The sequence below is a fragment of the Bradyrhizobium tropiciagri genome, from assembly GCF_018130505.1.
Taxonomy (GTDB): domain Bacteria; phylum Pseudomonadota; class Alphaproteobacteria; order Rhizobiales; family Xanthobacteraceae; genus Bradyrhizobium; species Bradyrhizobium tropiciagri_B.
This window is the reverse complement of record NZ_JAFCKH010000010.1, coordinates 301,224-316,384: the sequence shown is the minus strand read 5'-3', so window position 1 is coordinate 316,384 and position 15,161 is coordinate 301,224. Positions and strand designations below refer to the sequence as shown.

At 64.5% G+C, this 15,161-nt stretch carries 12 protein-coding genes; 4 read left to right on the top strand and 8 right to left on the bottom strand.

Features of this window, described 5'->3' with window-relative positions:
• The first annotated feature begins 134 nt into the window (after positions 1-134).
• Together JQ633_RS25735 and JQ633_RS25730 are read left to right on the top strand one after the other, a co-directional pair.
• Complete coding sequence (locus JQ633_RS25735) at positions 135-1,514, top strand: leucyl aminopeptidase family protein (protein ID WP_211987887.1); 1,380 nt, start codon at positions 135-137, stop codon at positions 1,512-1,514.
• Positions 1,507-2,352: an NlpC/P60 family protein gene (locus JQ633_RS25730; RefSeq protein ID WP_211987886.1), complete on the top strand. Its 846-nt coding sequence runs from the start codon at positions 1,507-1,509 to the stop codon at positions 2,350-2,352. Before JQ633_RS25735 ends, JQ633_RS25730 begins: the two co-directional genes overlap by 8 nt.
• A gap of 285 nt (positions 2,353-2,637) precedes the next feature.
• Here JQ633_RS25730 and JQ633_RS25725 read toward each other — a convergent pair whose 3' ends face one another.
• The 7 genes from JQ633_RS25725 to JQ633_RS25695 form a co-directional block, all read right to left on the bottom strand.
• A complete protein-coding gene (locus JQ633_RS25725; protein WP_211987885.1) occupies positions 2,638-3,180 on the bottom strand; it encodes a hypothetical protein in 543 nt (180 codons plus the stop codon).
• A gap of 191 nt (positions 3,181-3,371) precedes the next feature.
• Complete coding sequence (locus tag JQ633_RS25720; protein WP_211987884.1) at positions 3,372-4,997, bottom strand: ABC transporter ATP-binding protein; 1,626 nt, start codon at positions 4,995-4,997, stop codon at positions 3,372-3,374.
• 15 nt (positions 4,998-5,012) lie between these two features.
• The gene (locus JQ633_RS25715; protein WP_211987883.1) at positions 5,013-6,197 is read right to left on the bottom strand and encodes an ABC transporter permease; all 1,185 of its coding nucleotides are present in this window, start codon (positions 6,195-6,197) and stop codon (positions 5,013-5,015) included.
• Complete coding sequence (locus tag JQ633_RS25710) at positions 6,197-7,306, bottom strand: microcin C ABC transporter permease YejB (RefSeq protein WP_211987882.1); 1,110 nt, start codon at positions 7,304-7,306, stop codon at positions 6,197-6,199. Before JQ633_RS25710 ends, JQ633_RS25715 begins: the two co-directional genes overlap by 1 nt.
• Positions 7,307-7,309: 3 nt before the next feature.
• Complete coding sequence (locus tag JQ633_RS25705; protein ID WP_211987881.1) at positions 7,310-9,181, bottom strand: extracellular solute-binding protein; 1,872 nt, start codon at positions 9,179-9,181, stop codon at positions 7,310-7,312.
• A gap of 15 nt (positions 9,182-9,196) precedes the next feature.
• The gene (locus tag JQ633_RS25700) at positions 9,197-11,053 is read right to left on the bottom strand and encodes an extracellular solute-binding protein (RefSeq protein WP_211987880.1); all 1,857 of its coding nucleotides are present in this window, start codon (positions 11,051-11,053) and stop codon (positions 9,197-9,199) included.
• 278 nt (positions 11,054-11,331) lie between these two features.
• Positions 11,332-11,877, bottom strand: a complete 546-nt coding sequence (locus JQ633_RS25695) for a c-type cytochrome (RefSeq protein ID WP_211987879.1) — start codon at positions 11,875-11,877, stop codon at positions 11,332-11,334.
• Positions 11,878-12,076: 199 nt separating this feature from the next.
• On the opposite strand from JQ633_RS25695, the gene JQ633_RS25690 reads away from it, so the two are divergent.
• Positions 12,077-12,817 (top strand): 3-deoxy-manno-octulosonate cytidylyltransferase, encoded by a 741-nt coding sequence (locus tag JQ633_RS25690; protein WP_211987878.1) that lies wholly within the window; start codon positions 12,077-12,079, stop codon positions 12,815-12,817.
• A 33-nt stretch (positions 12,818-12,850) separates the two neighbouring features.
• On the top strand, positions 12,851-13,711 hold the full coding sequence (locus JQ633_RS25685) for a prephenate dehydratase (RefSeq protein WP_211987877.1): 861 nt from the start codon (positions 12,851-12,853) through the stop codon (positions 13,709-13,711).
• A gap of 146 nt (positions 13,712-13,857) precedes the next feature.
• Here JQ633_RS25685 and JQ633_RS25680 read toward each other — a convergent pair whose 3' ends face one another.
• Positions 13,858-14,877, bottom strand: a complete 1,020-nt coding sequence (locus JQ633_RS25680; protein ID WP_211987876.1) for an LLM class flavin-dependent oxidoreductase — start codon at positions 14,875-14,877, stop codon at positions 13,858-13,860.
• Between the last annotated feature and the right edge of the window lie 284 nt (positions 14,878-15,161).

The following is a 15,161-nucleotide window of genomic DNA, read 5'->3' as shown; positions in this document are numbered from 1 at the left end:
TGTTAACCCTAACGTCTGGTTAATTGGCGATCGCCGCCTTGTGCTGCGGCATTCCTCACGCCGTGCGGACGCGCTACCCACCGCGGCGAAAGGCGTGTAGTAGCGAGCACGAGGCCAGAACAGCCGAGAGCCGCATGCCATCGATCTTCGAAACTGCCCCCAGTTCCGCCGCCATACCGATCACCTTCGTCACCAAGGCGACATGGGATGCGATCCGGACCGCGTTGCCGGCCCCTGCGCGGCCATTCGCCGACGCCAACGGCTTCGCCGCCAAGCCCGGCAAATACCTCGCCTTGCCGGCGGCCGACGGCAGCATCGCGCAGGTGCTGTTCGCGCTCGAGGAGGCGACAAGCAAGGCCGTCGATCCGTTCCGGCCGGGCGCGCTGCCCGGCCTGCTGCCTCCCGGCGTCTATCGCTTCGACAACGCGCCGCACGACACGCGGCTCGCCTCGCTGGCGTTCGCGCTCGGCTGCTACCGCTTCGGCCGCTATCGCAAGAACGACGTGCCCGAGGTTCGCCTCGTGCCGCCGGACGACGTCGACGCCGCCGATATCACGCGGATGGCGGATGCGGCGGCGCTGGCGCGCGACCTCATCAACACGCCGTCCAACGACATGGGGCCCGCTGAACTCGCTGACGCCGCGCGCGAGCTCGCGGCGCGGTTCGGTGCCAGCTTTGACTGCATCACTGGCGAAGCGCTCGAACAGGGCTTTCCGCTGATCCACGTCGTCGGCATGGCGTCGACGCGCTTGCCGCGACTGATCGACTTCACCTGGGGCGATCCCGCCCATCCCAAGGTGACGCTGGTCGGCAAGGGCGTCTGCTTCGACACCGGCGGGCTCGACCTCAAGCCGTCGAGCGGCATGCTGATCATGAAGAAGGACATGGGCGGCGCCGCCAACGTGCTGGCGCTGGCGCAGATGGTGATGGACGCCAAGCTGAAGCTGCGGCTGCGCGTGCTGATCCCGGCAGTCGAGAACGCGGTCGCCGGCAATGCATTCCGCCCGCTCGACATCTTCCGCTCGCGCAAGGGCGTCACCGTCGAGATCGGCAACACCGACGCCGAGGGCCGGCTGGTGCTCGCCGACGCGCTGGCGCTGGCCGACGAGGAGAGGCCGGAGCTGCTGGTCGATCTCGGCACGCTGACCGGCGCAGCGCGCGTGGCGCTCGGACCGGACCTGCCGCCGTTCTACACCAATGACGAGACGCTCGCCGCCGATGTCGCCGCCCACGCCAAGGGCGAGAACGATCCGCTGTGGCGGATGCCGCTGTGGCCGGCCTACGATGCCTGGCTCGACTCCAAGACCGCCGACATCAACAACGCACCGTCGGGCGGCTTCGCCGGCTCGATCACGTGTGCGCTGTTCCTGCAGCGCTTCGTCGAGCACGCCGGACAATGGCTGCATGTCGACATCTACGGCTGGACGCCGTCGGCAAAGCCCGGCCGCCCCGAAGGCGGCGAGTGCCAGGCCGCGCGGACGATCTACAAACTGCTGAGCCAGCGCTATGCATGACCCGCGCCTGACACCGGCCCGCGACGACCTCGCGGCAAAGTATCTCGAAGGCAAGGTCAAGGCCGCGCGCTTCGTCGAGGGCCAGGAGTACGAGATCGCAGAGGCCATCGTACCGCTGCGCCAGGCGCCTGCGGCCGATGCCGAGCAGATGACGCAGGCGCTGAAGGGCGAGCGCGTCACGATCTACGACCGCAACGGCGAAGGCTGGGCCTGGGGGCAACTGGCCGATGACGGCTATGTCGGCTGGATTGCCGAGGCGGCCTTGACCCGGCCGGGCGCCGCGCCGACGCACAAGGTGACGGCGCTGCGCACGCTGGCGTTTCCGGGGCCGTCGATCAAGCTGCCGCCGATCGAGGCGCCGGTGATGGGAACGAAGCTGACCGTGATTCGTGAAGACGGTGCCTTTGCGATCACCCGCGAAGGCTGGTACCTGCCGCGTCAACATCTCGCCTCGCTCGATGCGATGCAGCCGGATTTCGTCGCGATCGCCGAACGCTTCGCCGGCACGCCGTATCTATGGGGCGGCAAATCGAGCCTCGGCATCGACTGCTCCGGCCTGGTGCAGGTCGCGCTGTCCGCCGCCGGCACCGGCTGCCCGCGCGACAGCGACATGCAGCAGGAAGGGCTCGGCCGAGAACTGACGGACGCCGAAGCGAAGCATCTAAAGCGCGGCGATCTGATCTTCTGGAAGGGTCATGTCGCGATCGTTCGCGATGCGTCCACGATCGTGCACGCCAACGCGCACCACATGGCGACCGTGGTGGAGAACACGCAAGCAGCGATCGCGCGGATCAAGGCAGCCGGAAGTGAAGTGAGCGCGATCAAGCGCCCGACCTGAACCACAAGAGAACCCACGCCTCCCTTGTGAGAGGCTTGGCTTGGCTTGGCTTCGGGAGCTGTCTCGATTTCTGCAAGGATCGCGGCTGGGAGGCTGCTGTAGCCTGCCAGAGCAAGACCACGCGTGAGAAACAGAATCGTCTGCAAGCACGTCCCGCGTAACTGAACGGAACAAAGCTCGATTTTTGTTCAAACCGATCGCCGGACGGTCTTCCCACCGGAATATTGAGGAGGAGGAGGCGGCTCTTGAATGGGGGCGGGCGGCAAAGTGGGCATCATTAGTCTCCTACATTACGAACTTCGCGAGCGTCGGTAGAAACAAGATCAGCAAACCAACTATTGTTGCGGTAGGAACAGCAATCGCAGTGAGAAATAGAGTCTTTTTCAGCGAGATTGCATTCAAGGATAAGGTTTGAACATTTTTTCGAGCCTGATTTTCGTAGACCGACGCCTGAGACAACAGGGCCTCAGCTAGCGAACCCCGAAGTTCCGATTCAGACCAGCTACTCTTGAAATTTCCGGTAATATTGAAGTTGCGCGGCCGAACGCTGCGGACCGAGAAAATCAATGCCGTCGCGAACATGCCACCGCACCAAAGCGCGGCAACGCCGAGCGCCACTTTTTGATTATCGATCGTTGTCATCGCCAGCAACGTGGAAGCGCCATAGCCGACGAGCAGCGTCGACGCAGCAGCGAGCATGCCTGAGATGCTGAGAGCCCTGCTGTCGGCAGCAAGCGACAGGCGAAGAGTGCCGTCAACGTATAGTTCGTTCAACCTCATAACTTCCCGTGCAACCTCGGGCGTTATGTCGGCCTGCGGGGTGGTCATAACGAAATGCCTTGGTGGTTCACTATGACCACCAGTTTAGCACAGATCGTTAAATCGCGTCTAGGTAGAAAACAGATCGCGCAACACGCTTAAAAAAGAGATGGATGGAGTTCGGATTGCTTGAGCGCAATCCGGAGCCGTCCGCCGCTTTCACGAGAGCAAAAGCGGGGAAAGGTCGTCGGCTTCCCGCGTTACGTCGCGACTGCGCCGCCGCTATCCGCCTCGATCCGGAACGCGGCGGCGAACAAGGCGCGGGTGTAGTCGCTCTTCGGGTTCTTGAACAATTGGGAGGCCGGTCCCTCCTCCTCGACCTTGCCGGATTTCATCACGATCAGATGGCTCGCCAGCGAGGCGACCACGCGCAGATCGTGCGAGATGAACATGTAGGTGAGATCGCGCTTGCGCTGCAGGTCACGCAGCAGGTCGACCATCTGGGCCTGGAACAACATGTCGAGCGCCGAGGTCGGCTCGTCCAGCACGATGAAATTCGGCTCCAGCACCACCGCGCGGGCGATCGAGATGCGCTGGCGCTGGCCGCCGGAGAACTCGTGCGGATAGCGGAAGCGCCACTCCGGATCGAGGCCGACGTCCTTCAAGGCCTTGATCACCCGCGTCTCGCGCTCCTCGCGCGACAACTGCTTCTGGTGCACCTCGAGCCCTTCGTCGATGATGTCGGCCACCGACAGGCGCGGGCTGAGCGAGCCGAACGGATCCTGGAACACGATCTGCATGTCGCGGCGGAACGGCCGCATCTGCTTGAAGCGCAGGCCTTGAATATCGTTGCCAAGGAACACGATCGGGCCGTCGGAAGAAATCAGCCGCAACAGCGCCAGCCCGAGCGTGGTCTTGCCGGAGCCGGATTCGCCGACCACGCCGAGCGTCTCGCCCTTGCGCACGGCGAGGCTGACGCCGTCGACCGCCTTGATGTGGCCGACGGTCGAGCGCAGCAGCCCGCGCTTGATCGGAAACCAGACCTTGAGATTGTCGGCCGACATCACCACCGGCGCATCGGGTTGCGGCGGTGCCGGATCCGGCTTCGGCTCGGCGGCGAGCAGCGCGCGGGTGTAGGCATGCTGGGGCGCGGTGAAGACCTGCTCGACCGGGCCCTGCTCGACGATCTTGCCGTTGTTCATCACGCAGACGGTGTCGGCGATGCGGCGGACGATGCCGAGATCATGGGTGATGAACAGCAGGCTCATGCCGAGCCGCGCGCGGATCTCGGCCAGCAGCGCCAGAATCTGCGCCTGCACGGTGACGTCGAGCGCGGTGGTCGGCTCATCCGCGATCAGCAGGTCAGGCTCGTTGGCGAGCGCCATCGCGATCATCACGCGCTGGCGCTGGCCGCCGGACAATTGGTGCGGGTAGCTCTGCAGCCGCGTCTCCGGTTCGGGGATGCCGACCTGGCGGAGCAGTTCCAGCGTCCGCGCCCGCGCCGCTGAGCCGCCGATGCCCCGGTGCAGCGACAGAATCTCGCCGATCTGGGTCTCGATGGTCTGCAGCGGATTGAGCGAGGTCATCGGCTCCTGGAAAATGATCGAGATGTCGTTGCCGCGGACCTCGCGCATCTCCTGGTCCGACGCGGTGAGCAGGTCGCGGCCGCGGAAGCGGATCGCGCCCGACGGATGCGACGCCGCCGGATAGGGCAACAGCTTCAGGACCGACAGCGCGCTGACCGATTTGCCCGAGCCGGACTCGCCGACCAGCGCGACACACTCGCCGCGCTTGATCGAGAACGAGATGCGGTCGACCGCGAGCGAGCGGCCGAACGCGACCGAGAGGTCGCGGACGTCGAGCAGGGGCTGGTTGATGGTGTCCATGCGTCGGCCCTTCGCTCAGCCCTTGGAGAACGTCTTGCGCGGATCGAAGGCGTCGCGTGCGGCCTCGCCGATGAAGATCAGGAGCGACAGCATGATCGCCACCGAGAAGAAGCCGGTGAGGCCGAGCCACGGCGCCTGCACATTGGCCTTGCCCTGCGACAGCAATTCGCCGAGCGACGGCGAACCGGGCGGCAGGCCGAAGCCGAGGAAGTCCAGCGCCGTCAGCGTCATCACCGAGGACGAGACGATGAAGGGCAGGAACGTCATGGTCGCGACCATCGCGTTCGGCAGCAGATGGCGGCGCATGATCACGGCATTGGAGACGCCGAGCGCGCGCGCCGCCTGGATGTACTCGAAATTGCGCCCGCGCAGGAACTCGGCACGCACCAGGCCGACCAGCGAGACCCAGGAGAACAGCAAGAGGATGCCGAGCAGGATGAAGAAGCCCGGCGGCAGCACCGCCGAGATGATCAGCAGCAGATAGAGCGAGGGGATCGCGGTCCAGATCTCGATCAGCCGCTGGAAGATCAGATCGGTCCAGCCGCCGAAATAGCCCTGGACGCCGCCGGCGGCGATGCCGATGATCGAGGACAGGATGGTCAAGGTCAGGCCGAACAGCACCGAGATGCGGAAGCCGTAGATCAACCGCGCGACGACGTCGCGGCCCTGGTCGTCGGTGCCGAGCCAGTTGTATTCGAGGTCGCGGCAGCCGGTCAGGCCCTTGCGCTGCACCACGTCCTTGCACTGCGCTTCGGTCAGGAGCCAAGTCGGCTTCGAGGGCACCGGCGTCGGCGGATCGAGGTTGCGGGTGTCGTAGGAGTAGCGGATCGGCGCCCAGACGATGCTGCCGCCCTTGGCCGCGATCTGCTTCTGCAGATAGGGATCGCGATAGTCGGCTGCGGTCTCGAAGTCGCCGCCGAAGGTGGTCTCGGCGTAGCTGAACAACACCGGCCAGTAGAGCCGGCCGTCATACTTGACCATCAGCGGCTTGTCGTTGGCGATGAAGTTGGCGAACAGCGACACCACGAACAGGACGAGGAAGATCCAGAACGACCAGTAGCCGCGGCGATTGGCCTTGAAGTTCTGCCAGCGCCGCTTGTTGAGCGGCGACGGCGAGAAGCCGTGGCGCGTGGCGGGCACGGCCTCGCCGAGCGGCGATTGCGTCGTGGTTTCGACCGGCTGGGGCGCGAGCAGCGTCATCAGACCTCCCGCGCTTCGAAATCGATCCGCGGATCGATCCACATATAGGCGAGATCGGACAACAGGTTCACCACAAGGCCGACCAGCGAGAAGATGAACAGCGTTCCGAACACCACCGGATAGTCGCGGTTCAGCACACTCTCGAAGCCGAGCAGTCCGAGCCCGTCGAGCGAGAAGATGGTCTCGATCAAGAGCGAGCCGGAGAAGAAGGCGTGGATGAACGCGCCCGGGAAGCCCGCGATCACGATCAGCATCGCGTTGCGGAAGATGTGGCCGTACAGCACCTGGCGCTCACTGCAGCCCTTGGCGCGCGCCGTCATCACATATTGCTTGCGGATCTCGTCGAGGAACGAGTTCTTGGTCAACAGCGTCATGGTGGCGAAGGCGCCGAGCGCCATCGAGATCAGCGGCAGCGTGAGGTGCCAGAAGTAATCGATGATCTTCCAGTACCAGGGGAATTGCGACCAACCGTCCGAGGTCAGGCCGCGCAGCGGGAAGATGTTGAAGAACGAGCCGCCGGCGAACAGGATGATCAAGAGGATCGCGAACAGGAAGCCCGGGATCGCAAAGCCGACAATGATTATGGCCGACGTCCAGGTGTCGAACCGGGAGCCGTCCTGCACCGCCTTGCGGATGCCGAGCGGGATCGAGATCAGGTAAGTCAGCAACGTCATCCAGATGCCGAGCGACATCGAAACCGGCAGCTTCTCCTTGATCAGCTGGATCACGCTGACGCTGCGGAAATAGCTGTTGCCGAAATCGAAGCGGGCGAAATTCCACACCATCAGCGCGAACCGCTCCGGCGCCGGCTTGTCGAAGCCGAACTGCGCCTCGAGCTTCTTGATGAAATCGGGATCGAGCCCCTGCGCGCCGCGGTACTTCGAGTTGACCGAACCGGACGCGTTGGCGCCCTGGCCGCGCTGGGCGCCGAAATCGCCGCCGCCGCCCGAGACACGCGAGGTACCGCCGGTGTCGGCGCCGTTGATCTGCGCAATGACGCGCTCCACCGGCCCGCCGGGCGCGAACTGCACGACCACGAAGGAGACGAACATGATACCGAGCAGCGTCGGCAGCATCAGGAGAATACGGCGGGCGATATAGGCGCTCATGAGCTACTTCGCCTGCTCGAGCTTCGCTGCCTTGGCGGGATCGTACCACCAGTTTTCCGGCGCACCGACGCCCTGCGCATATTTCGCCGGCTTCTCCGGATGATCGAACTGATCCCAATAGGCGATCGGATGCGTGTTGCGGTACCATTGCGGCACCCAATAGCGACCGGCGCGGAACACGCGGTCGAAGGCGCGGCAGGCGATCGTCAGCTCCTTGCGGTCGTTGGCGCCGATGATCTTCTCGATCAGCGCATCGATCGCGGGATTGGCGATGCCTGCGAGGTTGTAGGAGCCCTTGGTCTTCGCTGCCTGCGATGAGAAGAACGGCCGCATGCTGTCGCCGGGCGTTGCCGACGAGCTGAAGCGCTGCATCGTCATGTCGAAATCGAAATCCTCGACGCGCGCGCGATACTGCACGGCGTCGACCAGGCGGAACGTCGCGGCGATGCCGAGCGTTCCGAGGTTCTTGATGTAGGGACCGTGATGCGGCTGCAGCGAGGGTTCATCGACGAGAAACTCGATGGTGAAAGCCTCGCCGTTCGGCAGCACCCGCTTGCCGTCCTTGACGGCACAACCGGCATCGTTGAGCAGCTGCGCGGCCTTGCGCAACTGCGTCCGATCCTGTCCCGAACCGTCGGACTTCGGCGGCACGAAGGGCAGGCTGAACACCTCGTCGGGGACCTGGCCGCGGAATGGCTCGAGCAGCGCGAGCTCTTCCGGAGACGGCGGGCCGCTGGCCATCAGGTCCGAATTCTGGAACGGCGATACGGTGCGCGCATAGGCGTCGTACATGATGGTCTTGTTGGTCCACTCGAAATCGAAGGCATCGATCAATGCCTCGCGCACGCGCGGATCGGTGAACTTGTCGCGGCGCATGTTGATGAACCAGCCCTGCGCGCCGGACGGCGTATCGTCAGGCAGGATCTCGCGCTTGACGCGGCCGTCCTTCACGGCGGGAAAATCGTAGCGCGTCGCCCAGACCCGGGCGGTGAACTCCTCGCGGAACAGATAGCTCTTCGCGGTGAAACCCTCGAAGGCCACGTCGCGATCGCGATAGTACTCGTAACGCACGGTGTCGAAATTGTAGCTGCCGCGATTGACCGGCAGGTCGGCGCCCCACCAATCCTTGACCCGCTCATATTCGACGAAGCGGTTGATCTCGAACCGGCCGACCTTGTACGGCCCCGAGCCGAGCGGCGTATCGAGCGTCGATTCCTCGAACGAGCGTTTCGCGTAATAGGCCTTCGAGAAGATCGGCAGGCTCACGACATAGAGCGGCACGTCGCGGGCGCGCCCCTCGGCGAAGATCACGACAAGTGTCGAATCGTCGAGCGCCTCGGCCTTCACGAAGTCGCGCAGCTGCACCTGGATCAGCGGGTGCCCCTTCTCCTTCAGCGTAATGAGCGAGAAGGCGACGTCCTGCGCGGTCAGCTTCGAACCGTCGTGGAAACGCGCCTCCGGGCGCATGGTGAAGCGATAGGTGAGCTTGTCCGGCGAGATCTGCACCGACTTCGCGGCGAAGCCGTACATCGCATCGGGCTCGTCATTGGCGCGCGACATCAGCGTCGCGAACGTCATGTCCATGCCCTGCGCGCCCTCGCCTTTCAGGGTATAGGCGTTGAACGAGTTGAACGTGTAATAGGACTGGTTGTAGGCGCGCACCCACGGAATCACCGAGAAGGCCCCGCCCTTCGGCGCCTTCACATTGACGTAGTCGAACTGCTGGAAATCCGCCGGATACTTCAGGTCGCCGAACACCGACATGCCGTGCATCTGGGTTCCGTTGTCGGCCGCCGCCGGCGCCACACGTAATCCTGCAGCGCTCAACGCACCGATGCCGAGACCGAGTGCGTGCCGACGGGAAAATAGCGCCATGCGCGAATCCTTGACTTATGAACGCTTGAGCTTGGCCGCCTTGTCGGCGTCGTACCACCAGAGATTCGGGAATCCCGAGACGCCATATTTCGGCAACGGGTCGGGATGGCTGAAGCGATCCCAATAGATGTAGCGCTGCTTGTCGTAGTTGAAGTGTGGAACGCAATAGAAGTTCCAGAGCAGCACCCGGTCCATCGCCTTGGCGGCAGCGATCTGCTCGGCGCGGCTCTTGGCGAAGATGATGCGCTCAATGATGGCGTCGACCGCCGGATTCTTGATGCCGGGAAGATTGTTCGAGCCGGTCCGGTCCGCGGCCTGCGAGCCGAAATTGTCGCGCTGCTCATTGCCGGGCGAGAGCGACTGTCCCCACACCTGGGTGACCATCTCGAAGTCGAAATCGCGGATCCGGTTCTGATATTGCACGGTGTCGACGGCGCGCAGATTGATGGTGATGCCGAGGCGCTCGAGGCTCGGCTTGTAGAACAGCGAGATCCGCTCCATGCCGGGATCGGCGCTGGCGCCGAGCAGCTCCACGGTGAACGGCTGGCCCGATTGATCGACCAGCTTGCGATCGCGAACCTCGAAGCCGGCTTCCTTCAGCAGCCGGGTCGCCTCTCGCAGGTTGGCGCGCACGTTCTCCGGCGTGCCGCCGACCGGATCCTTGTACGGCGTGGTGAAAACCTCGGCCGGCACCTTGTCGCGCACCGTGTTGAGGATCTCGAGCTCCAGCCCCTCCGGCAGACCGGTTGCCATCAGATCGGGGATACCGTCGAAATAGCTGGAGTCGCGATGATAGTCGCCGTTCGACAGCGTGCGATTCATCTCCTCGAAATCGAACGCGTAGTTGAAGGCGCGGCGCAGCCGGGGGTCGGCAAACTTCGGCCGACGGAGATTGAACACCCAGCCCTGCATCCGTCCGACGTTGCGGACCGGGAACAGCTCCTTGATCAGCCGCCCGTCACGCACCGAGGCGACATCGTAGGAGGCGGACCATTCCTTGGCGCTGCGCTCGCCATACCAGTCGAACTGGTCGGCCTTCAGCGCCTCGCGTCCCACCGTATCGTCGCGGAAATATTCGTAGCGCAGCTCGTCGAAATTGTTCTGGCCGACTGCGATGGCGTTGTCCTTGCCCCAGTAGTCCTTGACCCGTTCGAGCACCAGCGAGCGTCCGGCGACGAATTCCTTGATCTTGTAGGGGCCCGAGCCGAGCGGCGGCTCCAGCGTGCTCGCGGTGACGTCACGCTTCTTGCCCTGCGCGTCGGTGCCTTCCCACCAATGCTTGGGCATGATGATGAGCTGACCGGTGATCATCGGCAATTCGCGGTTGCCGGGGCTGTCGAAGGTGAACTTGATGTCGCGGTCGCCGATCTTCTCGGCTTTCTCGATGTGCCGGTAATAGCTGCTGAACATCGGGCTGTTGCCCTTCAGCGCCTCGAACGAGAAGATCACGTCCTCGGGCGTGACCGGCTTGCCGTCATGCCAGCGCGCATTCGGGCGCAGGCGGTAGATCACGTAGGAGAAGTCGTCGGGAAACGCCGCGGCTTCGGCGAGCTCGCCGTAATACGTGTCGGGCTCGTCGAGCGAGGCTTCCATCAGCGATTCGTAGATGCGGCTGACGCCCGCTGCGAGCGTTCCCTTCAGGCCCGCCACGACCAGGTTGAAGCTGTCATAGGTGCCGAGCTGGAACAGCCGCACCACGCCGCCCTTCGGCGCGGCCGGATTGACATAGTCGTAATTCTTGAAGCCGGCGGGGTATTTGGCCTCACCATAGGTCGAGACGGCGTGGCGCCATTGCAGCCCGTTGGGGGCCTCGTCGGCGAGCGCCGGCGTGATCGCGGAAATTCCGGGCTTAAATCCGAGCGCCGGCGCCATTGCGGCTAGCGCGCTGCCTTGAAGGAGGTGTCGTCGGGTGATCGCCAAAATTCGCTCTTCCTGCTCGCGGCCCCCGCCTACATGGGACCCAGTATAAGGCAACGGTTCGACAGATTACGTTGCTTTTTCCTCATGATGATCGTCCGGGAACCGTTCCGGTGCGGCGAAACGTCCCGATAACAAGCCTGCGATGCGGATTCTCCATGCGAAAACGGCCAGGCAGTGCCTGGCCGTTTGATCCCTTTTCGATCCCTTGCTGACTCGCAAGAAGCGAACCGTTACTTCGAGGCGGTCGGCAGCGGAGCCGGATGCTCCGAGTTCGAATTCAGATAGGCGATGATGTCGGCGCGCTCGCTGTCCTTCGGCACGCCGGCGAAGCCCATCGCGGTGCCCGGAATGAACGCCTTCGGATTGGTCAGGAACTTGTTGAGGTCGTCGAAATTCCATTCGCCGCCCTTGCCCTTCATGGCAGCCGAGAAGTTGAAGCCGCGGCCCTCGCCCTTCTTCTCGCCGACGACGCCGTAGAGGTTCGGACCGACGCGATTCGGGCCGCCCTTTTCGAAGGTGTGGCAGGCGCCGCACTTCTTGGCGGCGGCTGCGCCCTTCTCGACCGAGGCGGTCTGCAGCAGCTTCTCGATCGGCTCGGACGGAGCGGCGGCCGCGCCACCACCACCGTGGGTCTCTTCCTTCACGGCGATCTCGAAGCCCGGCTTCTCCGGCGCCTTGGCCGAAATGATCGACCCGGCAGCAAAGCTCATCACCAGGACGAAAATGCAGGTGCCGAGAACCGCACCGAGAATTTTGTTGAGTTCGAAGGAGTCCATTTCGGGTCAGGCTCCGGGCCTTGAATGTCGACTTCAGGCCGGGAAACGGCCGGGGGGAAAGACCTGGGAATCGGCCTTTGTACCGCCCCCCAAGCAGGGTTGAGATATCGGTTTGCCCGCGCTCTGGCAACCCGTATAAACGCGCCGGATTTCACCCCCTCCCCATCAATTTCCGCAGGCCGGACGGGCCTGGAGCCGAATGACTGATCCGCATACCTTGGTGCTGATTCCGGCCCGCATGGCCGCGACCCGACTGCCCGGAAAGCCGCTGCTCGACATCGCCGGCCAGCCGATGATCGTCCACGTGCTGCGGCGGGCCGAGGAAGCCGGAATCGGCCGGGTTGCGGTCGCCACCGACACGCCCGAGATCGCGGCCGCGGTGAAGGCCGCCGGCGGCGAGGCCGTGATGACCCGCGCCGACCATCCGTCCGGTTCGGACCGGATCCACGAGGCGATGACCATCCTGGACCCGAACGGCACGGCCGAGATCGTGGTCAATCTGCAGGGCGATTTCCCGACCATCACGCCCGAAACCATCCGCAGCGTGATGCCGGCGCTGAGCGATCCCACCGTCGATATTTCGACGCTGGCCTCGCAAATCCATACCGAGGACGAGGACCAGGCCCCCAGCGTGGTCAAGGCGGTCGGCTCGCCGATCGGGCCGAACCGGCTGCGCGCGCTCTATTTCACCCGCGCCACCGCGCCCCATGGCGACGGACCGCGCTACCACCACATCGGCCTCTACGCCTACCGCCGCGCCGCGCTGGAGCGGTTCGTGGCGCTGCCGCCCTCGCCGCTGGAGCAGCAGGAGAAGCTGGAGCAGCTCCGCGCGCTGGAGGCCGGGATGCGGATCGACGTCACCATCGTCGACACCGTCCCGCGCGGCGTCGACACCCCGGCGGACCTCGAAACCGCGCGCAGGATACTTTCCAAGACCTGAGCGGGTGCTAAAAGGCCCCGCAGGACAGAACCCATGACCCAGAAACTGAAAATCGCGTTCCAGGGCGAACCTGGCGCCAACTCCCATATTGCGATCGCGGAGGCTTATCCCGACGCCGAGCCGATGCCCTGCGCGACCTTCGAGGACGCGCTGGCCGCGATCTCCTCGGGCGAGGCCGACCTCGGCATGATCCCGATCGAAAATTCGGTCGCCGGCCGCGTCGCCGACATCCACCATCTGCTGCCGGCCTCGGGCCTGTTCATCATCGGCGAATGGTTCCTGCCGGTCCGTCACCAGCTGATGGCGGTCAAGGGCACCAAGCTTGCCGACATCAAGAGCGTGGAAAGCCATGTCCACGCTCTCGGCCAGTGCCGCCGCGTGATCCGCAAGCTCGGCATCAAGCCGATCGTCGCCGCCGACACCGCCGGCAGCGCCCGCGACATCTCCGAACGCAAGGACAAGAGCGTCGCGGCGATCGCCTCGCGCCTTGCCGCCGAGATCTACGGCCTCGACATCCTCGCCGAGGACATCGAGGACGAGGCCCACAACACCACCCGCTTCGTGGTGCTGGCGCGCGAGGCGAAATGGGCCGCGCAGGGCTCCGGGCCGCTGGTCACCACCTTCGTGTTCCGGGTGCGCAATCTGCCCGCCGCGCTGTACAAGGCGTTGGGCGGCTTTGCCACCAACGGCGTCAACATGACCAAGCTGGAAAGCTACATGGTCGATGGCAATTTCTTCGCCACGCAGTTTTACGCCGACGTCGACGGCCATCCCGACGACCGCGGTCTCGCCTTTGCACTGGAGGAATTGAAGTTCTTCTCGCGCGAATTCCGCATCGTCGGCGTCTATCCCGGCCATCCGTTCCGCGCGACTTTCAGCGAGACGCGGGAATAGGCCGAGCTGTCACTCCAGCGTCGTCCCGGCGCAAGCCGGGACCCATAACCACGAATGTGGCTTGTTGAGCGACGTTGGAACGACGAGTCTCTTTCCCAACGGGGGCCGCGGGGTATGGGTCCCGGCCTGCGCCGGGACGACCATCGTTATGCTGCTGCCATCTTGCGCAGCCCGAATGCCTCAGCCAGCAGGCTGTACGACTTCTTCCTTGCCGCGTGGTCGTACACCGCGGTGATCACCATCATCTCGTCCGCCTTGGTCGCCGTGATCAGCGGCTGCAGCTTCGCCATTACCGTCGCCGGGCTGCCGACGAAGAAGCGGGCGCGGTTGCGGGCGATCGCGGCGCGCTCGGCGTCGGTGTAGGGATAGGCCATCGCCTCCTCGACGCTCGGCAGCGGCAGATACTGGCCGCGGTCGCGGCGCAGGCGGTTGAGGTCCATCGACATCGCGAGTTGTTCGGCTTCGGCATCGGTCTCCGCGGCGACGGCCGCGACCGCCAGGATCGCCTGCGGCGCGCTGCGCCAGCCCGACGGGGTGAAGTGCGCGCGATAATTCGTCATCGCCGCGACTGCATCATGGGTCGCGAAATGATGGGCGAAGGCAAAGCCCATCCCGACTTGCGCGGACAACTCGGCGGAGTAGTCGCTTGAGCCGAGCAGCCAGATCGGCGGCAGCGGCGAATCATCCGGCATCGCCACCACCTTGTTGTAGGGATGGCCCGCCGGGAAATCGCGCGTCTCCCACAGGGTGAGCTCGTGCAGCCGCTCGAGGAAATCGTCGCCCTCGCGCTTGTCGAGGCGGCTGCGCAGCGCGTAGGCGGTGGCGCCGTCGGTCCCGGGCGCGCGGCCGAGGCCGAGATCGATGCGGCCGGGAAACAGCGCCTCCAGCATCTTGAAGCGCTCGGCGACCACCAGCGGCGCATGGTTGGGCAGCATCACGCCGCCGGAGCCGACCCGGATGTGCTGCGTCACCGCCGCGATCTGCCCAATCATCAGATCGGGCGCCGGGCTCGCGACCGAGGCGAGGTTGTGGTGTTCGGCGAGCCAGTACCTGACATAGCCGATACCATCGACATGGCGCGCCAGATCGATGCTGTTGCGCAGCGCGGCCGCAGGCTTGGTGCCTGTGGTGACGACGGAGAGATCGAGGACGGACAACGGGATCATGGCGGCAACCTAGAGTGCCCCCGAGAGCCGACAAAGGCCCAGGCCGCGCAGATCAGGCCCGCGTCGAAAGGTAGCTAGCGGCTGTTCCGGCGCTCGATTGGCTTGGGACGAAATACGACACTTCATTGACGTCTCCGCTCTGCCCACACTGATTTTCGACCCGAACCGGGAGCATTTCTCATATTTTATGTTGCACATTCAATATATTGATGGCTAGACACACAACAGACCGGATTGCCCACTAGGCGTTCCATAAGACTGAGAACCGGACAAATCCATCCCAT